The following is a 24,765-nucleotide window of genomic DNA, read 5'->3' on the forward strand; positions in this document are numbered from 1 at the left end:
AATAGTAACCTTCCCAAGATAGTAAATCATCATGCTACTTGCAAGCATTCACTATATGACAAAAAAATATACGGAAAAGGCTGATATTTAAATATATTTGAAAAAACTAGTCATCCCATGAATGAGCTAAAGCTCCCGTTTAATGCCAGACTGACTTTCACACTCCTGTCTCTGATACTGATCGTATACATAGCGAGGGTAGGCAGTGAAATTATCATTCCGATGGTATTTGCATTCCTGGTAGCCGTGATGTTATTGCCCATTGCCTCCTGGCTGGAATCGATCCGCTTTCCGAGGGGACTGGCGGCTTTTGTAGCTGTACTGCTCTTTGTTATCGCGTTATTGGGGTTAATTGCCCTGGTGGGATCACAAATGGGGGCTTTTGTATCTGACCTGCCTCAATTGGAAAAGCAGCTCATGGGCACCGTGGATAATTTACAACATTGGGTAAACACCCGTTTCCATATTGATGCTTCTACGCAAATGGACTACCTCGAAAAGGCGGCAATGGGTACTTTAGGTTCTGCTACTGCATTTATCAGTCAAACATTCCTGTCCATTTCCTCCCTCCTGATCTTCGTGGTTTTTGTCCTGCTGTACAGCTTCTTTATCCTGTATTACCGGCAACTGCTGATCACTTTCCTGGTCCGCTTTTTCCAGGAAAAGCACCGGTTAAAACTACTGGACATTATTGCCCAGACACGTTATATCATCAAAAGCTATGTTTCCGGCCTGATGATAGAAATGGTAGTGGTGGCTATTCTTAACTGTTCCCTGCTCTTGATACTAGGCGTTAAATATGCTTTGCTGTTAGGTATTATGGCGGCCTTGTTTAATATCATTCCCTACCTGGGTATTTTTACCGCTATTATCATCAGTATGCTGGTAACACTTACTACAGCAGCATCGGTAGTAGTGATGCTGCAGGTAGGCATAGCACTTTTCCTGGTGCATCTGCTGGACAGCAACATACTACTACCGCGTATTGTAGGTTCAAAAGTAAAGATCAATGCACTGGTAACAATTGTAGGCGTAGTATGTGGCAGTATGCTATGGGGCATCCCCGGCATGTTCCTGGCTATTCCTGTCATTGCCATCATGAAAATTACTTTTGAACGTATTGACGCTTTGAAACCCTGGGCGCTTTTACTCGGCGACATGCCTGCTAAAAAGAAACCAGCACCGGTAGTTAAACCACCGGAGCAGGCGTAATATCTCCTTTATCTTTTCTCAACATACGACGGTATACCCAGTAAAACACAATAGGAAATATAAACAGGTTAAAAGCTGTATCAGTAATCAGTCCGCCTATCACCACCCTTGCCAGCGGGCGGGCAGTTTCAGAACCAATACCGGTACTCATAGCAGCCGGTAATAAGCCTATTGCTGCCATCATGGCCGTCATGATCACCGGACGGATCCGCGACTCCACCCCTTCCCGGATAGCCTTGACCAGACTAAAATCATGCTGATCATTCATGGTACGGATATTACTTTTGAATTTCGACAGCAGGATCACCCCATTCTGCACACAGATACCGAACAAAGCGATAAATCCAATACCTGCCGATATACTAAAATTAATCCCCGTCAGCCACAGGGCAAAGATGCCGCCTATAATGGCAAAGGGCACATTATTCAATACCAGCAAAGCATCTTTCACCTTCCCGAAAAGAATAAACAGAATCAGGAAAATCAGCAACAGGCTGATAGGTACTACCTGTGCCAACCGGGCAGTAGCTCTTTCCTGGTTCTCAAAATCTCCTGCCCACTGCAAGGTATAACCCTTGGGAATCTTTACCTGTTCCTGTACTTTTTCCTGTGCTTCTTTAATGGTGCTGCCAAGGTCACGCCCTCTTACGGAGAACTTGATAGCCCCATAACGCATATGCTTATCCCGGTAAATCATACTGGGTCCGGTAATGTGATTGATCTCCGCTATTTCTTTCAGGGGAATCTTATTGCCCCGTAAAGTAGGTACAGTGAGGTTACCGATAGCAGCTTCACTTTCCCGGAAACTTTCCGGATAACGTATCCGCAGGTCGAATGATTTTTCCCCTTCGTAGATCTTCGTGGCAGCTTTCCCTCCTATAGCCATTTCTATCACAGAATTGGCATCCTCTGTAGTAACACCATACAGGGCCATTTTCTGCTGATTCAGGTTAATACGCAATTCCGGCTGCCCTATGTTACGTAATATACCCAGGTCTTCTACACCTCTTACCGACTGCAATATCTTTTCTATCTGTTCCTCTTTTTCTTCTATCAGCTTAAAATCATCTCCATACAACTTGACCACCAGCGAGCCTTTTACACCTGATACTGCTTCTTCTACATTATCCATAATAGGCTGGGAAAAATTGAGGTTGATCCCCGGAATACCATCCAGTTTTCGCTCCATCTGCTTGATCAGCTCCTGCTTGGAAATACCACTCTTCCATTCTCCCTGCGGGAAAATATCCACGTGAAATTCTATGTTATAGAATCCGGTAGCATCTGTCCCGTCATTAGGTCGCCCTGTCTGTGACATTACCTGTTTTACCTCCGGAAAGGTGAGCAGCTTTTTACGCATATCATTGGCCAGGGTAACGGATTCATCCAGTGAAGTACTTAGCGGACCGGTAGCCCGGATATAAATGGCCCCTTCATTCAGCTGTGGCAAAAACTCCGTGCCTAAAAAACGAAAACAATACAATCCTATCAACAATGCCACCAGGGCTACCGGAAAAGCAACCCTGCGCCGCTTAAAACAGTAATTAAAAATACGTAGCGTATTGCGGGTAATAAACTCCAGGAAGATATTCTTCTTCTCCTTCACATTTTTACGTAAGAGCACACTGGCTAAAGCAGGCACCAGCGTAAAAGTGAGTACCAGCGCTCCCAGCAGAGCAAAGCCCAGCGTCCAGGCCAGCGGAGAAAACATTTTGCCTTCCACTTTTTCAAAAGTAAATATGGGCAGCAACCCGGTAATGATAATCAGCTTAGCAAAGAAAATACCTTTCCCATTTTCCATACAAGCTTTACGGATCATTCCCAGCTTACTCAGCTTATTAAAGCGTTCCATACCTTCCTTATGCGCACGCTTATCGAACACTACAAAGATGCCTTCTATCATCACTACCGCCCCATCTATAATGATCCCAAAATCAATAGCCCCCATAGAAAGCAGGTTGGCACTCATCCCTTTCAGTTTGAGGCACACAAAAGCAAACAATAATGACAGGGGAATTACTACTGATACAATGATGGTAGTACGCCAGTCGGCCATAAAGAGGAATACGATCACTGTAACAAAAATGATCCCTTCCAGCATATTATGCAATACCGTATGGGTAGAAAACTCGATCAGGTCTTCCCGGTTATAGAAAGGCTTTATTTTCACATCATCAGGCAGAATACGGGTATTCAGCTCTGTGATCTTCTCTTTCAGTCCTGCAATCACCGTTGCCGGATTTTCGCCCTTACGCATGACTACGATTCCTTCTACCACATCATTGTCCCTGTCACGTCCCACCTGTCCCAGCCTCGGCAAACTGGATATCGTTACGTCTGCCACATCCTTCACCAGTATAGGGGTGCCGTTGATATGATCTACGATGATATTCCTTATCTCATCCACATCATTCAGGATACCGATCCCTCTTACCACATAGGCCTGTGCATTTTTAACAATTACATCTCCCCCTACATTAATATTGCTTTTGGAGAGTGCTTCAAACATTTCACGGGCAGTGATATCATATTGCACGGCTTTGTCAGGATCAATAGTAACCTGGTATATCTTCACCTCTCCCCCAAAGCTCACGATATCTGCTACACCCGGTACTGCCAGCAGGTTGCGTTCAATGACCCAATCCTGTATTGTTTTCATCTCCTGTACCGTACGCTTATTGCTTTCCAGGGTATACCGGTAAATCTCTCCTGTAGGCCCGTAAGGTGGTTGTATTTCAGCATCAGCCCCTTCCGGCAGGCTGGCGCTTGTAATGTTGTTGTTCACCTGGATGCGGGCAAAATCATCTGTTATATTATCTTCAAAAACCACTTTGATCACAGACAAACCAAACAGGGAGGAAGAACGGATATCTGTTTTGCCCTGTGCCCGGTTCATCGCTATTTCCACCGGCCGTGTTACAAACTTCTCCACTTCTTCCGCACTGCGGCCAGGCCACTGCGTGATAATGGTGACAGAAGTATTGGTAACATCCGGGAAAGCATCTACCCCTATTTGTTTGAAACTGATATACCCTGCTACCGCCAATATACCGGCAGCAAAGAATATGAAGTATTTATTGCTTAGCGAAAAAGCCAGCACTTTTTTGATAAATCTGTTCATAATATAATTTTGTATGCTTTGGGCCTTCCTCTTTTAGCTATTTATTTTGTGTGTCGCTCAGTGTTTCATAAATAAATACCTGACGGGATGCAATGATCCTGTCACCCTCTTTTAACCCTGCCGACAGATAGGCTCTGCCATCCACCGTCTTAGAGATTGCTATTTCCCGGATTTCTACACCTGGGTTTTCTTTTTTAAGTACCAGCACATAATACTTATTATGGTCAAAGATGATTCCCCTGGAAGGGATCGCCAACATAGCACTGTCGTCATGCCGGCGGGCTTTTACACGTACAAACATTTCCGGTTTCAGGATAAAGTCCGGATTGCTGACCACTACCCTGGCCCGCATGACTTTATTTTCGGGATCCAGTACGTTATATATCTTATCTATTTTACCGGTAAATACCTTATCAGGATAAGCCAGCGTAGTCATTTGCACTTCATCCCCTTCACGCACGCCTGCTACATCAGATTCGAATATGCTGATCATGGCCCAGACTGTTTTCAGATCAGCTACCACAAAAATGGGATCTGCATTATCCTGGCGCCATTGCATGTGTTCTGCCGCCTTTTTGCTGATCACAAAACCAGGCACCGGAGATTTGACCAGGTAGTCGGCCTGGTGCTGCCCCCCATTAATATCAAGGATCTCCAGGGATTTATGATAACTGGCTACCGTTTTATCATACTCACTTTTAGCCATTTCATATTCCTTTTCGGAGGTGAGCCCGCTTTGATAAAAAGAGGCCGCTACTTCCATATTACGTTTAGCCGTTTTCATTTCACTGGCCGCAATACTTTTATCAGCAGTAAACCCTGCCATCTCCGCACTTTTTAATATCGCCAGGGTTTGCCCCTTTTGTACAAAATCGCCGGAATGTACTTTTACTGCCGTTACATTGCCACTCACCATCGGGAATATCCGGGCCACCATATCTTCATTGGCGGTAATTTTACCCGTAAGCAATAATTCGTTTTCAACAGACTTACTCGTGGCAGTATCTATAGCCAGGGTATTTAACAGGGAATCTGTCAGCCTCCAGGGTTGGGTAGCCTGTACTTCCGTTTTACGGCCACAGGCGCTCAACAAAAACAGGAGGGATAAAAAGCCGGCAGGTATATATACATTCATTCCTTTTTTCATGATTGTTTTTTTTAAGTAATTACCAGGAGGTATCGGTAAGCGGATTAAGGGTGAAATAATAGTGCACCGGTACTGAAATTGATGGATTCCAGGGCATTGAGCCGTTCATACCGCAAGGCATTCATCTTTAGAATACTGTTGCGGTATGCATCGTACAAATCGATAAATTCAAGTAATCCGATATTATGTGCACCAAAATTTTTTTGTACCTCTTCCATCATCCGCGTATAATCTTTTTCAAAGTCCGGATCAAAATCTGCCATTAACTTTTCTGTTTTTAACGCCTGCTGGTAACTGTTCATCACTTCATGTTCCAGGGTATCTTCCTGCCCGGCTAATTCCAACTTGCTGCTTTCCAATACTGCTTTTGCCATCTTTATATTTCCCTGGTTCCGGTTAAATACCGGCAAAGGCATGGCAATACTGAGACCGTTATAATTGCGCTCAAAATTGCCTTGCTTGTCATACGACAGCCCCAGTTGCACGTCCGGTACTGCCATGGCTTGCTGTAACTGTACATTCAATTGGTTATAATGAATCTGCTCTGCAGCGATTTTAAGGTCATACCGGTTTTGCCGGGCCGTATCCAGCAAGGTGGTAAATGCATAACTGCTAACGGAAGGCAATATTTCATCCGCCGGCATCTGCGGTTGTAAATGAATGGTAGCTGGTTCCCTGATGAGCACGGCCAGGTCGGACTGTGTTTGTTGTATATCTTTTTGCAACTCCAGCTGATCATGCTGCAGGTCATAGAGCAATGATTTTAACCGGATAATTTCTTTAGGAGCCACATTGCCTAATTTCTGCTGCTGCTCAAATACCGTAACAATCTTCTGCAAAAAGCTGATCTGCCGTCCAAAAGTGGCTAGTGACTGCTGTTTGTAATACAGGTCATAAAAGTTATCCCGCAAGGAAAACCTTAAGGTGCGCAACAGATCGTAAAACTGGTACTGCGTCATTTTAACGCCGCTCTGTGCCAGTTTAATAGCCTTATTACGCTTTCCCGCCAGCTTAAATACCTGTTGTATCTGCAAGGTATTTTGCCCCTCATAGGAAAAATCGAAGAACTTTTTGGTGGTATTACTGTAAAGGGTGTTTTCAAAACTTACTTCAGGATTATCATAAAGTTTGGCAGTAATCACCTCGGCCTGTGCAGCATCAAGGTTATAGCGCTGCATCAGCAGGGGTATATTGCGCTGCAATAATAACTGCTCTGCTTCTTTTAATGTAAGTGATAAGGTATCTGTTTGTTGTCCTGAAGCGGTTAGTGTCCATCCTGCTATAAGCATCAGCAGGCAGGTAAGAAAAGTAAAACGATGTAACATGTATCCTATTTTCGGATACAAAGATGGAACACGACTATTAGGAGTATATTAAAACGACATTAAAACGGAATTAGATTTGAGAAAGGTTAGCACCAATGAGTTTCAGCACGGGGAATAAATTGCTTCTTCACATCCATGAAATCCAATGACGAGTCCTGGTTTTGAAGGATACATTTAAAAGAGAGGGGGTTAATAAATCGGAGGTTAACAAAAAGACATTACTGCTGCTTAGCGTTTGCCTTATTAGTACCTTTCGGAACAAGCAAGTGCATAATACCAGCTTGCATCAAGACCTTTCTGGCAGCTGCTTTAGAGCTTTTCACCTCTTCCTGGCGCTTAAGCAATATTGCTTCAAACTCTTTGTATTCTTTTTGGGTCATAACCAAAGATAAAGAATTTTTCTTAGCAAAGAAAAACTGTCACTCCCCACTCACCATTAAAACAACATTCCATAATGCAAATAGGTCTGCCCCCTTATATGCATGAAATAAAAAAACATTGTCATCTATATCTCTAACTATTAACTCTTCCCATTCCGATTTCCGGATATTTTTCCCATTGAGCAAATCTATCCGTTTCTCAGACACTTCTGCTACAATACGCGAAGTAATATGGCCAATGGTTTTAAGGGGGACTGAATAAAGTTCATGATTATTGTATCCAATTAATTGTCGGGTGCAAACCAATGTCCATTCCTTAGTAGGTTTTGTAAAAAACAAAACAGGGGTTCCTGTTAACGCAATAGTTACATGTTTTGCAAGGTTTTCCTTTAATTCCAAAGGCAGATCATCATAAAAAAGGCTATACGCAGAAGGAAGTCCATATTTCTTTGCCTTCCAGATCAATCTGTTCCTGATAAAATCATCTGTTTTATGCTGCATTGTCATAGCGGGATAAATTTAGTTGATATCTTTAACTTATGCTACTAAATCCCCTTACCCCAACGCAAAGAAGATACTAAAAGTAGTACCTTGCTGCATTTCGCTCTGTACAGTAATAGTAGCATGATGCAGCTGCAGTATTTTCTGGGCCATAGGTAGTCCTACGCCAAATCCGGCAAAAGCGTGTGCATTGGCAGCACGGTAGAGTGGCAAAAAGATACGTTCCTGTTCTGCCGGTGCAATACCGATGCCTTTATCACTGATGGTTAAAAGCATCCCCTTGGAATTGTAATCCAGTATACAGGTAACAGGTTGATCGTAAGAAAACTTGAAGCCATTTTTGATGATATTCTGCAGTGCCAAGGTGAGCAATTGCCGGTTGCCCTTTATAGCGAGGAGTGCCGCATCTTCCGGCATATGCAGCAGCTGTACTTCCAACACCCTGGCAGGCGTCTTTGAGCGCCAGTATTGCTGCAGCTCCCATAACAATTCGTCCAGCCTTACCTCTTCCAGGTGGGTGGTATCGAGGTCAAAATCTACACGTGTAAGCTGTAGTAAACCGTCCGTAATGGTTTTCAGCTTTACGGATTCATCCAGTACGCTTCGCAATGATTGCAGGTACTCCTCCGCATTACGGTTCCTTTGCAGGGTAACTTCAATTTCACCAATGATAGAGGTTAATGGCGTGCGCAACTCATGAGAAGCATTGGATACAAATGATTTCTGCAATTCAAAAGCCCCTTCCAGGTGTTCCAGCAGTTGATTAAAATTAGTGGCCAGCTCATCTACTTCATCCTTATTCCTGCCACTCTTTACCCGCAGATGCAGATTATTGGAGCGGATCTTTTTCATCTGCCGGTTGATATTATTGATAGGTTGTAGTGCCTTACGGGCGTACCACTGCCCCATAATAAAGATCACCAGTACCCCCAGACAGAAAGTACCCACCAGGATCCATAATAAATATCCTAATTGCTGCTGCCCGGCTTTATTACGTGCTGCAATGATCACAACAAAATCGCCCTGGTTGTCGGGATAAAACATCCCTATCGCGGGTTTGTCTTTGTAGGTAAACCGGTACAGCTTTTTTTCGCGGATGGTTTCCAGTAGTTCAGGCGGCCACTTATATTTTACCTTTTCAATAAATACCGGCTCATTCGCTGCGTTATAAATATTACTGGATTCATCCGGGATACTCTGCTGATAACTCGCCTCTATTTCCTTGAACTTTTTCTTGGTCAGCTCGTCCTCTTCCAGATACACCTGTGCCGTGATCAACGCCCGTACCTGCAGTATCTTGTAAAAGCTGTTGCTCACATATCCGGCAAATAACAGGTAGATCGCTGCGAATATCACAGATAAGATAATACCTGATATCAATGTAAACTGTAAGGATAAACGATGCCTGATCTTCATAAGTGCTACTTTAACTTCATCACATATCCCATTCCCACAACTGTATGAATAAGGCGCTCGCCGGAGAAGCCTTTTTCTATTTTATTACGCAGGTAATTGACATATACATCAATGGTATTGGTACCTGTATCAAACTCAATACCCCATACTGCTTCCGCAATAAATGCACGGGAAAGCACCTTACCGGTGTTTTTCAGAAACAGCTCCAGCAAGGCGTATTCCTTGGCGGTTAACACAATCTCCTTCCCTTCCCGGCTGGCCATTTTGGTATAGGTATCCAGCTGCAGGTCTGACAGGGAGAGCGTGGCATTGCCCTGCGGAAAATACTGGTTTCTCCTGGACAGGGCATTGATCCTGGCCAGGAGTTCAGAAAAATGAAAAGGTTTGGCCAGGTAATCGTCTGCACCGGCATTTAAGCCATCCACCACATCATGTGTGGTATTTAATGCCGTCAGCATCAATATAGGAGTATGTACCTGTCTGGCACGTATGTTTTTACAAATCGTTAGCCCATTGATATCCGGGAGCATGATATCCAGGATGATCAGATCATAGTCCTGCTGCATGGCAGCATACTGACCGGAGGCCCCATCGCTGGCCAGTTCTACCTGGTGCAACTGCTCTTCCAGCCCTCTTTTTATAAAGGCACCCACTTTGGGTTCATCTTCTATGACTAATATTTTCATACACCACCAAATTTACACATACTTACGGAGGAGGACATTAAAGCAGGATTAAAAAGATAATATAGTTAATTTTGCAGACTATAGCAATGATATCATGAACCTACCGGTAATAGCAGCAAACGGCATTGTATTAAGACCCATTACTGAAACAGATACTGCGGCCATCTTCCATCATTTTTCCAATGATACCGTCACCCGGTATATGGATATTCCCAGCTTCTCTGATATTTCAGAAGCTACACAGATCATTCATTTTTTTCAGGAAAGCCTGGTCAAAGGTACCGGTATGCGGTGGGCCATTACTATCCCGGGGCATCCCGAACTGGTGGGCACCTGTGGGTTACACAACCTGAACAAAACACATTATAAAGGAGAAGTGGGATACGATCTTCATCCCGACTTCTGGGGTAAAGGTATTATGACCAATGCCATACATGAAGTACTGCTGTATGCTTTTAATCAGCTGCAGTTAAACCGGGTAGAGGCTTTTGTAGACCCTGCCAATACCGCTTCGGCCAACCTCCTACGGCGGGTAGGCTTTGAAAAGGAAGGTTTCCTGCGGGATGCTTTTTTTGAAAAGGGACGATTTGTAGATGCAGCGTTATACAGCATTTTAAAACGTACCCATGCGCGGGAAAATATATTTAACGGATAAAAACCATGAAGCAGAACATCTACGACAACGATATTTTCTTTCAGGGCTATCAGCAGCTGCGCGCTACGGAAAGCGGGCTGAATGCTGCGCTGGAAGAACCTGCACTATATGCATTGCTGCCGGCATTATCCGGTCTTGACATCCTGGACCTGGGCTGTGGTACCGGAAAATTTTGTCGCCTTGCCGCCGCAACCGCCGCTACCGTGACCGGTGCGGATATTTCACAAAAAATGCTGCAGGAAGCCATCCGGCAAACCAAGGCTGCCAACGTTACCTACATTTGTGCACCGACAGAAGAGCTGACATTTGCGCAGCAGCGTTTTAACCTGGTAGTAAGTTCATTGGCGCTGCACTACATAGCCAATTATCAGCAAGTGGTGACTAATGTATTTCAATGGCTGCAACCCGGCGGGCAATTCATTTTTTCTGTAGAGCATCCCATGTGTACTGCGATGCATCATGCACAATGGCAAACAGATGAAGCGGGCAATATCCTGCATTGGCCTGTAGATAATTACCAGGAAGAAACCATCCGTCATACTACCTGGTTTGTAGAAAATGTGATAAAATATCACCGTACTACCGCCACGTATGTAAATACATTAATTCAGGCAGGCTTCAGAATAGCCGGACTACACGAACCGTTACCGGTAAAGGAGTATCTGGAACAACGGCCTTCACTGGTCAGGGAATGCAGACGTCCTCCTTTTTTATTACTTGCTGCCACCAAACCGTCCATATAATACATCATTTATGTCGTTGCAATTCAGAGAAGCTACCTTACAAGACCTGCCTGCCATTGTGGAAATTTATAACAGTACAGTGGCCGGCCGCATGGTTACGGCAGACACTACCCCGGTAAGTGTGGAGAGCCGCATTCCCTGGTTTGAAGCGCATAGCCCTGAAAAACGGCCACTCTGGATGATTACCTCGGAAGATGGGCTTGCAGGATGGGCCAGCTTTCAGTCGTTCTATGGACGGCCGGCTTATGATGGTACCGCCGAAATCAGCATTTACCTGCATACCTCCTCCCGGGGTAAAGGTTATGGCAAAGCCATCCTGCAACATGCGCTGGCTGCCTGTCCCCGCTTACATATCCATACTCTCCTGGGATTCATTTTTGCGCATAACCTGCCCAGTATACAGCTATTCCAGCGGGCCGGATTTGAAGAATGGGCGCATCTGCCGGATGTGGCTATCCTGGATGGGGTGCCCCGCAGCCTGAAAATATTAGGAAAGAAAATTCCGTTCTGACTATATCAAATCAAAAGCCTGTGCAAAACGTGTAATCTCATAATGCGTGGGTGCGTTCAGTTTTATGCGGATGTTTCTGCGGTGGGTAGTAGCTGTTTTTTCAGAGATATGCAGTTTCGCTGCCATTTCGGAAGAATTGAGCCCTAATGCCATCAGATGCAAAATTTCCTTTTCCCGTTTGGTAAGCAAGGCAAATGCCTCTTTATGCAGGCGCAAAAAATTATTCTCTTCCAGTAAGCGGTTTACTTTAGAGGTGATATGATGCAGCGGATCAATGGGGGTGGCATTGGTAATCACATGCGTGGGATTTCCTGCAGCATCCCGCATGAATACCTTACTGGTACTGATATACCAGCTCCACGGGTCCTGTTCGGATGCCCTTACCTGCTGAAAAAAGGTAACGATCTTATCGTGGTCGGGAGAATAAACCATGTCCAGTATTTTAGGCAGGTAGTCTGCTACATCTTCGGGATTAAAATAGGTACGGAGGTAATCAGCCCCCATCGCTGTCAATGCTTCCTGGGATACGCCTCCCAGCCAGGCCCGCCCTCTGTCCGACATATACACTACCGTTTCTGTAGCCAGTTCCATAACTATAATGACAGTGGGCAGCTCATTTGCACATCTTTCCAGCCATTCAATTTTTTCCTGCAAGCCAGCATCAGCTTTGCCGGGAATATTTCCGGTAAGGGAAGGGATCATCATCTCTATTAAAATTTGCTCAGGACGGATTTACGTAAAAATAAGTCGTTGTGACCGTTAATTATAGCGTATAGTATTATATTTTCCAATACTCTGCACGGCTATTTCAAGGATAAGAACAAGGAACGGCCGGAATGGTTTAAATTAGTATCACTTTTTTAATAAAACCAGGTGCTTATGTGGTGGCTCTATGCATTGCTCTCTGCTGTTTTTGCTGCGTTAACAGCTATTTTCGCCAAAATAGGCGTAGCCAGTATCAATTCCAACCTGGCTACTGCTATCCGCACCGCCATTGTGCTTATCATGGCCTGGGCTATTGTATTGACACGGGGAGAATCCAAAGGCATCGGACAGATTTCCCGGCATACCTTATTGTTTCTGGTATTATCCGGATTGGCTACCGGGTTGTCCTGGATTTTTTACTTTAAAGCACTCCAGATAGGTAAAGTGTCACAAGTGGCCCCGGTGGACAAACTCAGTGTAGCATTGACCATCATTCTGTCGGTTGTTTTTTTGCACGAAGCACTTACCTGGAAAACCGCTATTGGCGCTTTGCTGATCATCAGCGGCACCCTGGTGCTGATATTGTAGTTTCGCTATCTAATCGTAAAATCATACTAAAGAAGGGGTATCAGACAGGTACCCCTTTTTTAGTACGCGCCTTCACTCCTTCCTCCTTTTAAAACAGCCGGCCCACGTACTCCCCAAGCGCGCTCAACCCTTGTCCAATAGGGTTCTTGCATTTAAACATATACTTAAACCATTACTGGCACTACCTTTCCTTATAGATAAAGCCTATATAAAGCCTATATGAAGCCTATATAAAGCCCAGATAAAACCCAGTTAATAAAAGAGGCTTTATCTAGCCTTTATCTACCCTTAATGAAGGGTTTATATAGGCATTATATTAGAGTAGACATAAAGTAATCCTTATGACAACCATAAGTATTCCATTGGTTATCAATACATAATCCTTTCAAAAGAGTGCTATCAAGCGGAAAATGGGGTAATTGTCGCGTGTGCGGGCATAAAAGCTGTATATTCCTTAGAGCGGAATAGATGAGGACAATACATGAAAAAAAGGAAACAGGCAGGGAATTAATCTCCCAGGCTGGTCACCCGGATGGGTACAATTTTATAGGCACAGCGGCGGGCGCCTGCTACAATATGATCGATACGGCTGACCTGTACTTCATTCCCCAGGATGGAGCTGAAAGTTTTCAGTTCAGATTTGCAGATATTGTCGCATTGGGTAGCAGCAGCGCATATAGGGCAGTGGTTTTCGATAAATATATATCCATCACCATCCTTACGCCATTCTGCCAGGTAGCCCTCCCGGCTGCGGATGGTGGCATACAGGGCGATTTTACTTTCGGTATCGGGGGCAGCAGCAATAGCACTGCTATATCTTTCCAGCTGATTCTTTTCCCGGGCAGCTACTACATGCTCCAGCGCCTCGGAGCCGAGTACACTTTCGATGGTTTCCAGCAACTGGCGGGTAAATTCTCCATGCATATCCGGGAAATGGGAGTTTCCCAGTGGGGTCAGGTTCCACATCTGTACCGGGCGGCCTACCCCTTTTGCACTGCTGGTAGCCTCTACCAGCCCCTCTTCTGCCAGCTTTAACAGCTGCAGCCGTACGGCTTCCCCGGTGATCCCCAACTCACTGGCCATTACAGAAACAGCAAGTGGCCCACGGGTTTTGAGAAGTATCAAAAACCGGTCAGCTCCTGTTTTAGTATATGGCTTATAATTTTCCAAGTTATTACTTGTTTTATTACCAAATGTCGTAATTTTGTAGGAGTAAAAAAAATAGTTGTATAAAAAGCACCTGGCAGGGTCATCTGGCACCAGCCCTTATCCGGTTCTGCACCTTGCAAATACCATGTTTCCAGGCCTATGATGCTTTTAAGACTATGACATATAAGGAAATATGAATGTATTGATATTTAATGGTTCGATAGATAACAGGCCCTATGCAACATCCAATCGCCTGGCCGGTTATTTTAAAGAACAATTTTCAAATAACCATTTTTCGCCGGAAATATTCAGTCTGTCAGACATACAGATACCGTTCTTTGATCAAAGCACTACAGGCGAAAAGCCGGCATCAGTACAGGCCATGTGTGAAGCCTTCTGCAAGGCTGATTTACATATCTGGCTTACCCCGCTTTACCATGGTGGTATGACGGGCGCCATGAAGAATTGCCTGGACTGGCTGGAAGTAACCAGCAAGCTGGGCCGTCCTTATTTAACCGGAAAGGTTGTAGCTTTGGTGTCCTGGGCAGACGGCACACAGGCCATGCAGGGCATTAATGCGATGGATGCTGTGGCCAAAGCGCTGAGGGCATGGGTATTACCTTTTTCTGTACCCATTCTGAAAGACAGCCTGTATGATCCGCAAACGCAGGAATTTACGGCATACTATAAGACAAAATTTGATACCATGATTCAGTTGCTTGCTACCTCCAGGGCGCAGGTTGCGAGTTGATCATAGCTATCATTCATGAATTCAGATAAAAACAACGACCATGATTACAGTTTCTGAAAAAGCAGGGGAATATATAAAAGCATTAATGGAGAGAGAGCAACATGCACCTGGCACTTTTGTAAGAGTAGGTGTAAAAGGGGGTGGCTGCTCCGGCCTGGAATATGTCATGAAGTTTGAATCTACCGAGGAAGAAGGCGACCAGGTATTTGAAGATAAAGGGGTGAAAGTAGTAGTGCAGCTAAAGAGCTTACTGTACCTGTACGGTACGGAGCTGGACTATTCCGATGGCCTGAATGGCAAAGGACTGTTCTTCAATAATCCGAATGCCTCCAGAACCTGCAGCTGCGGCGAAAGTTTTGCCGTATAACTGCTGACAACAATTTAACAGTACGACCAATTAATATAAGGGGCACATTTGCCAAAATGCAGTATCATGAGAAATAGCAGTGAAATTATTGATGATATAGCGAATAAGGAGTATGAGTTCGGCTTTACCACAGACATCGAAACGGAAATGGCGCCGGTAGGGCTTAACGAAGACACGATACGCTTTATCTCTGCAAAAAAAGAAGAGCCGGAATGGCTCCTCGAATGGCGTTTGAAAGCATTTCAGACTTTCAAAAAGCTACAGTTCCCAAACTGGCAACACTTTGAAATGCCGGAACTTGATTTACAGAAGCTTTCTTTTTATGCCGCTCCGGTGAAAAAGAAGACCCTCAACAGCCTGGATGAAGTAGATCCTGAATTACTGGCTACTTTCGAAAAACTGGGTATCCCTATCAATGAACAGAAAGCATTGACCGGGGTAGCGGTAGACGTAGTGTTTGACAGTGTATCTGTAGCCACTACTTTTAAAGCCAAGCTGAAAGAGCTGGGTATCATCTTCTGCTCCTTCGGGGAAGCAGTAAGGACTTACCCTGAACTGGTAAAGAAATTCCTGGGTACCGTAGTGCCTTCTTCCGACAACGTTTTTGCAGCGCTGAATGCGGCAGTATTTTCCGATGGTTCCTTTGTATACATCCCTAAAGGAGTACGCAGCCCGATGGAACTGTCTACTTATTTCAGGATCAATGCAGAAAATACCGGCCAGTTTGAACGTACCCTCATCATCGCGGATGACGACAGTTACGTAAGTTACCTGGAAGGATGTACCGCTCCCATGCGCGATGAAAATCAGCTGCATGCTGCGGTAGTGGAACTGATTGCCCTGGAACGTGCTGAAATTAAATACTCTACTGTTCAAAACTGGTATCCCGGTGATAAGGATGGTAACGGAGGGATTTATAACTTTGTAACCAAAAGAGGGATCTGTAAAGGACAGGGCAGTAAAATCTCCTGGACACAGGTAGAAACAGGTTCTGCTATTACCTGGAAATATCCCAGCGTAATCCTGCAGGGCGATGACTCCCAGGGTGAATTTTACTCGGTGGCAGTTACCCGCAACAAACAGGTAGCTGATACCGGTACCAAAATGTATCATATAGGACGCAATACCAAAAGCCGTATCATATCCAAAGGTATCTCTGCCGGCAACGGGGATAATACCTACCGTGGACTGGTACAGGTAGGCCCCAGGGCAGCCAATGCGCGTAACTTTACACAGTGCGACTCCCTGCTGATCGGCGACCGCTGTGGTGCACATACCTTCCCGTATATTGAATCACGCAATAATACGGCTATGGTAGAGCACGAAGCAACTACCTCCAAAATCGGGGAAGACCAGATATTTTATCTGAATCAGCGTGGTATCAATACGGAAAAAGCAGTAGCCCTTATCGTAAACGGCTATGCTAAGGAAGTACTTAACCAGCTACCGATGGAATTTGCGGTAGAAGCTCAAAAATTATTATCCATTACTCTTGAGGGTAGTGTAGGCTAAACTAAAAAACAGAATTGAAAAAAAATATCATGCTGACGATTAAAAATCTGCACGCGGAAGTAGAAGGGAAAGCAATATTGAAAGGCATTAACCTTGAAATCAACAGGGGGGAAATGCATGCCATTATGGGACCTAACGGTTCTGGTAAAAGCTCCCTGGCTGCAGTGCTGTCCGGTCGCGAAAACTATACGGTGACGCAAGGTGAAGTCATCTTTGACGGACAAAATCTGCTGGAAATGTCTCCGGAAGACCGTGCACGTGAAGGCGTATTCCTGGCGTTTCAATACCCGGTCGAAATACCTGGCGTATCTAATATCAACTTCCTGAAAACGGCAATCAACGAGGCCAGAGAGTATAAAGGCCTGCCTCCTATGGAAGCACGGGAGTTTTTAAAACTGACGAAGGAAAAACAACAATTAGTAGAATTCAACGCTAACCTGATGAACCGCTCCCTGAATGAAGGTTTTTCCGGCGGTGAAAAGAAGCGTAATGAAATATTCCAGCTGGCCATGCTGGATCCAAAACTGGCAATCCTGGATGAAACAGATTCCGGACTGGATATCGATGCCCTCCGTATCGTTGCCAATGGTGTAAACAAACTGCGTGATGCAGAAAAAGCCTTTATCGTAATTACTCACTACCAACGTTTGCTGGAGTACATCGTACCTGACTTTGTACATGTGCTGTACAATGGCCGCATCGTAAAAACCGGTACCAAAGACCTGGCACTGGACCTGGAAGAAAGAGGATACGACTGGTTAAAAGAGGAGTTACACCTGAAAGAATCTGTTTAATTGACACACATGATGACAAGCGATATTACGATACCATTTTACCAATATATATTGGACGAAGCCAATGGTTTGCCGGAGCTGCTGCACCAGGGAAATCAGGACGCTTTTGCGCCATTGCGTGCGGCTGCTATTGCCAGGTTCAGAAGCCTGGGCATCCCTACGCTGAAATCGGAAGACTGGCGTTATACCAATATCCAGCGCTTTCTGAAAGGGCCTTTTGAACTGGCTGTTCCGGAAGCACACGTGGAAGAGGCACAGCTGGCCAAAGCGGCCATCCCTGCTTTTGATGCTTACCGCATTGTACTGGTAAACGGGCACTTTAAGCCTGCCCTGTCCCAGCTGCCTGCTGTAAAAGGCATCACCATCTGTCCGCTGAGCAAAGCTGCCGGTAATGCTGCTTTCGCTAAATATTTTGATAAGCACATCCACCTGGAAAAACACCCGTTTGCGGCTTTAAACACCGCCCTTTTTGCGGATGGCCTTTTCCTGGAAGCAGCTGCTAAAACCATCCTGGACAAGCCCCTGCATATTGTACATGTGTACTCCACGGATACCCCGGTGTTTATCCAGCCCCGGCATTTGTGGGTAGTGCATCCGCAGGCGGAAGTACAGGTAGTGGAATCTGCCCTGCACCTGCAGGACGAAGCCATGGTATTTGTGAATGGCGTAACCGAAGTAGTGGTGGAAGAAAATGCGGAACTCTCCCATTATGATATCCAGCAGTACGCTAAGAACAGCCGCCATATCTATCATACGGTAGCAGACCAGCAAACATACAGCCGGTATCACAACTACAGCTTCTCCCTGCCCCATGCAGAACTGATCCGTAACAACCTCAGTATCGCCCTGAACGGCAGCTATACTGAAACAGATATGCATGGCTTATACCTGGCTACAGACCATCAGCATGTAGACAACCACACTTTTGTGGACCACCGCATGCCCAACTGTAACAGTAATGAGCTGTACAAAGGTGTACTGATGGATAATGCCAATGGTGTTTTCACCGGTAAGATCCATGTACACGTAGATGCACAAAAAACCAATGCCTTCCAGCAAAACAATAACCTGCTGCTGAGCACTAAAGCGGACATAAACTCCCAGCCTCAGCTGGAAATCTATGCCGACGATGTGAAATGCAGTCACGGTTTTACCGTAGGACAATTCAACCCCGAATCTCTTTTCTATCTCAGGTCAAGAGGTATCGGTGAAGAAGCTGCCAGAACATTGCTGGTAAATGCTTTTGCTTATGACATTACCAATGAGGTAAAAATACCTGCTATCCAGCAGTATGTGTCTGAGCAGATCAGGCATTACGTAAGTAATTAAAGCACACAGGTATAAGCTAAAAGCGTAAAGCTGAAAGCATAAAGCAGTTATGTTTTGCTCAATACGCAACATGGTGCTTTTAGCTTTCAGCTTTAGTGCTTTGGGCCTTTTAGCTTTACCACTTAAAAACATTGACTATGCAACATACCGATCATATAATGACTGCACCGGCTTTAGACGTAGCAAAGATCAGACAGGAGTTCCCTATACTGCAAACGCAGGTGTTTGGTGTGCCGTTGGTATATCTCGATAATGGGGCTACTACCCAGAAACCGCAGATAGTAATAGATACCCTCGATAAATACTATTCCGGCTATAACAGTAATGTACACCGGGGGGTGCACCAGCTAAGCCAGCAGGCCACAGAAGCATACGAACAATCCCGCAAAACGGTGGCAGACTATATCAATGCGGCACACAGTCACGAGATCATTTTCACCAAAGGCACTACCGACAGTATCAACCTGGTAGCCAGTTGCTTTGGCCGGGCAGTGATCCGCAAGGGCGATACCGTGATCATCTCCGCGATGGAGCATCACTCCAATATCGTTCCCTGGCAGATGGTATGTGAAGAAAAAGGCGCCACCCTTAAAGTGATCCCCATCAATGAGCTGGGAGAATTACAAATGGATGCCTTTACCGCCATGCTGGATGATACCGTTAAAATTGTGGCGGTTACCTATGTATCCAATACCATGGGTACCGTCAACCCCGTAAAAGATATTATCACCCTGGCGCATGCACGTAATATTCCGGTACTGCTGGATGTTGCCCAGGCTATTCAACACATCTCCATAGATGTACAGGAACTGCAGCCTGATTTTCTGGCTTTCTCCGGACATAAGATCTACGGCCCTACCGGTATTGGCGTATTATACGGTACCAGCGAATGGCTGAATAAACTCCCTCCCTATCAGGGTGGTGGTGATATGATCAAAACCGTTACGTTTGCCAAGACCATCTATAACGAGCTACCCTACAAATTTGAAGCCGGCACTCCTAATATTGCCGGGGCCATCGGACTGGGGGCTGCTATCAGCTTTCTGCAGGAAACCGGACTGGATAAGATCCAGCAATGGGAAGAACAACTGATGACCTATGCGCTGTCTTCCCTTCGGGAAATTGACGGCCTGCGGTTGATCGGTGATGCTGCACACCGCAGCGGTGCTATCTCCTTCCTGGTGCACAACATCCACCCCTATGATATGGGTGAGCTGTTGGACAAACAGGGTATTGCAGTACGTACCGGACATCATTGCACCGAACCATTAATGGACCTCTTTAAAATTCCTGGTACGGTTCGTGCGTCCCTATCATTTTATAATACTTTGGAAGAAATAGACAAACTGGTAGCAGGTATTAAAAAAGCCAGCGCCATGCTGCTGTAAATAACCGGATATGACGATCAAAGCACTACAGGACGAAATGATCTCGGACTTTTCCGTGATGGAAAACTGGATGGATAAATATGAATACATTATTCAGCTTGGCAAAGAACTGCCCCTTATCGAAGAGCAGTACAAAACGGATGACCACCTCATCAAAGGTTGCCAGTCGAGAGTATGGCTCCATACCGAACTAAAAGATGGGAAACTGTTTTTTACCGGCGACAGTGATGCGGTCATCACCAAGGGACTGGTGAGCCTGATGATCGCAGTATTATCAGGCCATACGCCCCAGGAAATCGCAGCGACTGATATCTATTTTATTGATGCGATCGGTTTGCGCAACCACCTGTCTCCTACCCGCTCCAACGGATTGCTGAGCATGCTGAAACAAATGAAACTCTATGCAGTAGCATATGCTGCCCAACAAAGCAGTAAAAATTAATCAAACGCCATGAGTGAACTTAGCTTAAGAGATAAAATAGAAGAAGCACTCAGAACCGTACATGATCCGGAAATACCGGTAAACATCTACGAACTGGGGCTGGTCTACGAAATCAAGATCGGTAATAATAACCGTATCGGTATCACAATGACCCTAACCGCCCCCGGATGCCCCGTAGCAGGGGATATTATCCGGGAAGTAGATCAAAAGGTGCGCGACATTGAAGGGGTATCCGATGTAGATGTACACCTTACCTTTGATCCACCCTGGACCCGTGACATGATGAGCGAAGAAGCAAAACTGGAACTGGGATTTCTTTAGCTTTTAGCTGTTAGCTTTTGGCTATTAGCTCAAATGCAGCGAGTGGATAGTTTTTAGCTTTTAGCTTTTAGCTCAATGCAGCGAAATTGTATCTTATTAGACTGCTTAGATGTAATGAAAATAATCAAAGCTGTTAGCTTATAGCTGACAGCTTTTTTTGTGCTTATTAGTGATCCTTTAAATTGATAGTATAACCTCATATAAAACAGTGAAGTTTGTACTACCATCGCTGCATTTGAGCTAAAAGCTAACTGCTAATAGCTAAAAGCTCAAAGATCAACCCGCTATCAAAAACGGCAAACCAGCTATTATATACTCTCCTTATTTTTTACTATTTTTTCAGCTTGTTCTAAACACGTTCAAATTATTCCTCTCATGTTAAAGCATCGTACTATTTTATTGTGCTGTATGGCCCTGGTAGCTACTTGTCTGGGACGGCCATCCCAAGCAGCCAATATCATTCCACAACCGGAGCAGGTGAAAACACTACCCGGTAATTTTAACTTATCCGGCACTACTGCTATTATACATAATGGCAATCTGCCCAATGAAGCCGGCTTTTTACGGGAGGTGATCAAAGCCACCCAGGGATTGCAGCTGAATATCCGGAGTAAGGGCGGCAACAGCAATGTGATCCGCCTGGTAATCGACAAAAAAGCCAGCAGAGAGCTCGGCCCTGAAGGATACCGCCTGCAGGTAAACCAGGATCAGATCCTGCTCACCGCCCCATCTGACAAAGGTATCTTTTATGGTATCCAAACCTTACGGCAGCTGATCCCCGCCAACGCTGATAATAATGCGTATGCGATTGGTTGTGTAAGCATACAGGACAAACCGCGTTTTTCCTGGAGAGCATTTATGCTGGACGAAGGCCGCTATTTTAAAGGAGCATCCGTAGTAAAGCAGCTGCTCGATGAAATGGCTCTCCTGAAAATGAATGTGTTTCACTGGCACCTGACAGACGACCAGGGCTGGCGCATTGAAATAAAGAAATACCCGCTGCTGACCACTATTGGCAGTAAACGTGACTCTACCCAAAGCGGGCACTGGAACAGTCCTACCTTTGATGGTAAAGTACACCAGGGCTTTTACACCCAGGAGCAGATCAAGGACATTATCCGCTATGCAGCAGAAAGGCATATTACCATTATTCCCGAAATTGAGATGCCCGGCCATTCCAGCGCTGCTATCGCCGCATATCCCTGGTTAGGCTGCACCGGCAAACAAATCAAGGTACCAGGTACGTTTGGGGTGCACTATGACGTTTTTGATGTGACCAATCCCAAAGTAATCACCTTCCTCGAAGATGTATTGCAGGAAGTGCTTACCCTCTTCCCCTCCAAAGTAATCCATATTGGCGGCGATGAAGTAAAATACGACCAATGGAAAGCGTCAGGTACTATACAGGCTTTCATGAAAGAAAAAGGACTGGGTACACCTGCCGACCTGCAAATCTGGTTTACCAACAAGATCTCCAACTACCTGGCCGGCAAACAACGCCGGATGATGGGCTGGAATGAGATCATGGGCAGCCAGGTACATGAATATTCTGACAAAAACGGTCCTGGTGCAAAGGAAAAGCTGGCCGCCGGCACCATCGTTCACTTCTGGAAAGGAGAACTGAAACTGATTACCGAAGCCGTTTCAAAAGGATATGATATCGTCAACTCCTATCATGAGTTTACTTATCTGGATTACGACTACAAATCCATCCCGCTGACTAAAGCTTACAGTTTTAATCCTATTCCCGAAGGGCTGGACGCCAAATATCATAATAAGATCCTGGGCCTGGGCTGCCAGATGTGGGGAGAATGGATTCCTACCGTAGAGAGCATGAACAAAATGGTGTTTCCCCGGCTGGCTGCTTATGCAGAAGCCGGATGGACCCCGCTGGCACAAAAGAATTTTGATACTTTCCAGCAATCCCTGTCCTTCTTTTATGCCCGCTGGGATAAAGCAGGCATTAACTATGGCAAATAACACATTGTAAATTTACCTGACAGGTACAGCCGGCTAAAAGGAGCTTCTTTTTAGCCGGCTTTTTTGATAGCAGTACCACTATCCGCAATAATCACTTCACTTCTATGCAGGGCTGCTTCAAATGTTGGCAGTACATTGGCCTTACCCACCGCAAAAAGTAACCTGGATTGCTTTAAGGCGGTCCATACCTGTTCACTGGTTACCTCCGACAGCACCAGTTTGGTACCCTGGTGCTTAAATGCTTTCTGCACTTCCTGCAAAGTATGGATACCGGTAGCATCAATGATGGGCACCGCCCGCATCCGGATAATCAATACCCTGGGCGCTGCTGCTATCATCACACTGGCATCCTTAAACTTATAAGCCGCCCCGAAAAATAAAGGACCGGTTATTTCGAAGACCGTCACTCCCGGAGGGATCGCAAAATCAACCACCGGGGCAAGATCTGCAGCGGCATTGGAAGCCGTTGGCGATGGTGTCATAATATTCACGCTCGTGAACTGTGTCATTTTCCGCATAAACAGAAAGGCTGCCAGGATCATTCCTATTTCTATCGCTACAGTAAGATCAATCAGCACAGTTAACAGGAAAGTAACTACCAATACGGCGGCATCTCCCCTCGGTGCTTTTAAAATGGCAACGAAATTTTTCCATTCACTCATATTATAAGCCACCACCATCAGAATGCCCCCCAGCGTAGCCATGGGAATCAAGGCTGCCCACTGGCCCACAAACAGCAGGATCAGTAATAACGTAATGGCATGCACCATCCCGGCAACGGGCGTACGTCCGCCGTTACGGATATTGGTAGCCGTTCTGGCAATAGCCCCTGTAGCTGGTATCCCACCAAAGATGGAAGAAAAAACATTCGCTGTTCCCTGTGCAACCAGCTCTACATTGCTTTTATGTTTTCCTCCGGTCATCCCATCAGCTACCACTGCTGAAAGCAGTGATTCTATACTTCCCAGTAAAGCAATGGTAAAAGCTGGCTGGATCAATTGCTGGATGGTAGAAAAGTTGATATGAGGCAATGCAGGTGCCGGCATTGAGGAAGTAATATGTCCAAACCTGCTGCCGATTGTTTCCACGGGTATTGCCCACACTTGTACTGCTAATGTAGTAAGTATAATCGCCACCAGGGAACCCGGAACTTTGCTGAACCTTTTAGGCCACCATAATATAACGGAGGTAGTAAACAGGGCGATCACAATGGCAGCCGGATTGACTGACTTAATATTGGCTCCGTAAGCGGCCCACTTTTCGAGGAAATCAGCGGGAACCGCTCCCATGTGCAGGCCCAGGACATCTTTCATCTGGGCCGAAAAAATGATCAGCGCAATACCGCTGGTAAACCCTACAATCAAAGGGTGTGGAATGAATTTAATAACGGTACCTAGTCTGGCTATCCCCATGATGATCATCATCAGCCCCGCTATGAACGTAGCAATAATCAGCCCGTCAACACCATGTACCTGGACAATCCCGTATACAATAACAATAAAGGCCCCGGTAGGGCCTCCAATCTGTACGCTGCTGCCACCCAGGGCGGAAATAATAAACCCTGCAATGATGGCTGTAAATATGCCCTTTTCGGGTGATACCCCTGATGCAATGGCAAACGCGATGGCCAACGGTAAGGCTACAATCCCTACAATGATGCCAGCCAGCACGTCCTTTGCAAATTGTTCCCTGGTATACCCCTTCAGCGTTTCAAATAGTATAGGCTTAAACATGTACCCCTG

Annotated in this window: 24 protein-coding genes; 14 read left to right on the forward strand and 10 right to left on the reverse strand. The window is 45.5% G+C overall.

Annotation, left to right across the window (positions count from 1 at the left end; genetic code table 11):
* The first annotated feature begins 117 nt into the window (after positions 1-117).
* Complete coding sequence (locus ABR189_RS09730; protein ID WP_354660283.1) at positions 118-1,212, forward strand: AI-2E family transporter; 1,095 nt, start codon at positions 118-120, stop codon at positions 1,210-1,212.
* On the opposite strand, the gene ABR189_RS09735 is transcribed toward ABR189_RS09730, so the two are convergent.
* The 7 genes from ABR189_RS09735 to ABR189_RS09765 form a co-directional block, all read right to left on the reverse strand.
* A complete protein-coding gene (locus ABR189_RS09735) occupies positions 1,190-4,333 on the reverse strand; it encodes an efflux RND transporter permease subunit (RefSeq protein WP_354660284.1) in 3,144 nt (1,047 codons plus the stop codon). The genes ABR189_RS09730 and ABR189_RS09735 overlap by 23 nt on opposite strands.
* Positions 4,334-4,370: 37 nt before the next feature.
* Positions 4,371-5,480: an efflux RND transporter periplasmic adaptor subunit gene (locus ABR189_RS09740; RefSeq protein WP_354660285.1), complete on the reverse strand. Its 1,110-nt coding sequence runs from the start codon at positions 5,478-5,480 to the stop codon at positions 4,371-4,373.
* A gap of 44 nt (positions 5,481-5,524) precedes the next feature.
* On the reverse strand, positions 5,525-6,805 hold the full coding sequence (locus ABR189_RS09745) for a TolC family protein (protein ID WP_354660286.1): 1,281 nt from the start codon (positions 6,803-6,805) through the stop codon (positions 5,525-5,527).
* Positions 6,806-7,023: 218 nt separating this feature from the next.
* Positions 7,024-7,185: a hypothetical protein gene (locus ABR189_RS09750; RefSeq protein ID WP_354660287.1), complete on the reverse strand. Its 162-nt coding sequence runs from the start codon at positions 7,183-7,185 to the stop codon at positions 7,024-7,026.
* A gap of 39 nt (positions 7,186-7,224) precedes the next feature.
* Positions 7,225-7,692, reverse strand: coding sequence for a hypothetical protein (locus ABR189_RS09755; protein ID WP_354660288.1), 468 nt, complete (start codon positions 7,690-7,692; stop codon positions 7,225-7,227).
* A gap of 48 nt (positions 7,693-7,740) precedes the next feature.
* A complete protein-coding gene (locus ABR189_RS09760) occupies positions 7,741-9,102 on the reverse strand; it encodes a HAMP domain-containing sensor histidine kinase (protein WP_354660289.1) in 1,362 nt (453 codons plus the stop codon).
* 5 nt (positions 9,103-9,107) lie between these two features.
* Positions 9,108-9,788, reverse strand: a complete 681-nt coding sequence (locus ABR189_RS09765; RefSeq protein WP_354660290.1) for a response regulator transcription factor — start codon at positions 9,786-9,788, stop codon at positions 9,108-9,110.
* Between the two features lie 94 nt (positions 9,789-9,882).
* Between ABR189_RS09765 and ABR189_RS09770 the strand changes: the two genes are divergently transcribed.
* Genes ABR189_RS09770 through ABR189_RS09780 form a run of 3 tightly spaced genes read left to right on the forward strand, consistent with a single transcriptional unit; the run spans position 9,883 to position 11,697 of the window.
* Positions 9,883-10,443, forward strand: coding sequence for a GNAT family N-acetyltransferase (locus ABR189_RS09770; protein WP_354660291.1), 561 nt, complete (start codon positions 9,883-9,885; stop codon positions 10,441-10,443).
* A 5-nt stretch (positions 10,444-10,448) separates the two neighbouring features.
* Entirely contained in the window at positions 10,449-11,186 is a 738-nt protein-coding gene (locus tag ABR189_RS09775; protein ID WP_354660292.1) for a class I SAM-dependent methyltransferase, read from the forward strand.
* A 10-nt stretch (positions 11,187-11,196) separates the two neighbouring features.
* Positions 11,197-11,697, forward strand: a complete 501-nt coding sequence (locus ABR189_RS09780; RefSeq protein WP_354660293.1) for a GNAT family N-acetyltransferase — start codon at positions 11,197-11,199, stop codon at positions 11,695-11,697.
* On the opposite strand, the gene ABR189_RS09785 is transcribed toward ABR189_RS09780, so the two are convergent.
* Positions 11,698-12,402 (reverse strand): LuxR C-terminal-related transcriptional regulator, encoded by a 705-nt coding sequence (locus ABR189_RS09785; protein WP_354660294.1) that lies wholly within the window; start codon positions 12,400-12,402, stop codon positions 11,698-11,700. It abuts the gene before it with no gap.
* Positions 12,403-12,576: 174 nt separating this feature from the next.
* On the opposite strand from ABR189_RS09785, the gene ABR189_RS09790 reads away from it, so the two are divergent.
* A complete protein-coding gene (locus ABR189_RS09790) occupies positions 12,577-12,990 on the forward strand; it encodes an EamA family transporter (protein ID WP_354660295.1) in 414 nt (137 codons plus the stop codon).
* Between the two features lie 507 nt (positions 12,991-13,497).
* Here the strand turns inward: ABR189_RS09790 and ABR189_RS09795 are convergent.
* Positions 13,498-14,160 carry a helix-turn-helix transcriptional regulator gene (locus ABR189_RS09795; RefSeq protein ID WP_354660296.1) on the reverse strand — a complete coding sequence of 221 codons (663 nt, stop codon included), beginning with the start codon at positions 14,158-14,160 and terminating at the stop codon, positions 13,498-13,500.
* Positions 14,161-14,332: 172 nt separating this feature from the next.
* On the opposite strand from ABR189_RS09795, the gene ABR189_RS09800 reads away from it, so the two are divergent.
* The 9 genes from ABR189_RS09800 (at position 14,333) to ABR189_RS09840 (ending at position 23,023) form a co-directional block, all read left to right on the forward strand.
* Positions 14,333-14,890 (forward strand): NADPH-dependent FMN reductase, encoded by a 558-nt coding sequence (locus tag ABR189_RS09800; protein ID WP_354660297.1) that lies wholly within the window; start codon positions 14,333-14,335, stop codon positions 14,888-14,890.
* A gap of 40 nt (positions 14,891-14,930) precedes the next feature.
* Positions 14,931-15,257 (forward strand): HesB/IscA family protein, encoded by a 327-nt coding sequence (locus ABR189_RS09805; RefSeq protein WP_354660298.1) that lies wholly within the window; start codon positions 14,931-14,933, stop codon positions 15,255-15,257.
* A gap of 66 nt (positions 15,258-15,323) precedes the next feature.
* The gene (gene sufB / locus ABR189_RS09810; protein ID WP_354660299.1) at positions 15,324-16,769 is read left to right on the forward strand and encodes a Fe-S cluster assembly protein SufB; all 1,446 of its coding nucleotides are present in this window, start codon (positions 15,324-15,326) and stop codon (positions 16,767-16,769) included.
* Between the two features lie 29 nt (positions 16,770-16,798).
* On the forward strand, positions 16,799-17,563 hold the full coding sequence (gene sufC, locus ABR189_RS09815) for a Fe-S cluster assembly ATPase SufC (RefSeq protein ID WP_354660300.1): 765 nt from the start codon (positions 16,799-16,801) through the stop codon (positions 17,561-17,563).
* Positions 17,564-17,572: 9 nt separating this feature from the next.
* Positions 17,573-18,892, forward strand: a complete 1,320-nt coding sequence (gene sufD / locus ABR189_RS09820) for a Fe-S cluster assembly protein SufD (protein WP_354660301.1) — start codon at positions 17,573-17,575, stop codon at positions 18,890-18,892.
* 137 nt (positions 18,893-19,029) lie between these two features.
* The gene (locus ABR189_RS09825; protein WP_354660302.1) at positions 19,030-20,280 is read left to right on the forward strand and encodes an aminotransferase class V-fold PLP-dependent enzyme; all 1,251 of its coding nucleotides are present in this window, start codon (positions 19,030-19,032) and stop codon (positions 20,278-20,280) included.
* A gap of 10 nt (positions 20,281-20,290) precedes the next feature.
* The gene (locus ABR189_RS09830; protein ID WP_354660303.1) at positions 20,291-20,722 is read left to right on the forward strand and encodes a SufE family protein; all 432 of its coding nucleotides are present in this window, start codon (positions 20,291-20,293) and stop codon (positions 20,720-20,722) included.
* Positions 20,723-20,731: 9 nt separating this feature from the next.
* A complete protein-coding gene (locus tag ABR189_RS09835; protein ID WP_354660304.1) occupies positions 20,732-21,043 on the forward strand; it encodes a DUF59 domain-containing protein in 312 nt (103 codons plus the stop codon).
* 375 nt (positions 21,044-21,418) lie between these two features.
* Entirely contained in the window at positions 21,419-23,023 is a 1,605-nt protein-coding gene (locus tag ABR189_RS09840) for a beta-N-acetylhexosaminidase (protein ID WP_354660305.1), read from the forward strand.
* A 50-nt stretch (positions 23,024-23,073) separates the two neighbouring features.
* Here ABR189_RS09840 and ABR189_RS09845 read toward each other — a convergent pair whose 3' ends face one another.
* On the reverse strand, positions 23,074-24,756 hold the full coding sequence (locus ABR189_RS09845; RefSeq protein WP_354660306.1) for a SulP family inorganic anion transporter: 1,683 nt from the start codon (positions 24,754-24,756) through the stop codon (positions 23,074-23,076).
* Positions 24,757-24,765 lie beyond the last annotated feature (9 nt).

The organism is Chitinophaga sp. H8, from assembly GCF_040567655.1.
Taxonomy (GTDB): domain Bacteria; phylum Bacteroidota; class Bacteroidia; order Chitinophagales; family Chitinophagaceae; genus Chitinophaga; species Chitinophaga defluvii.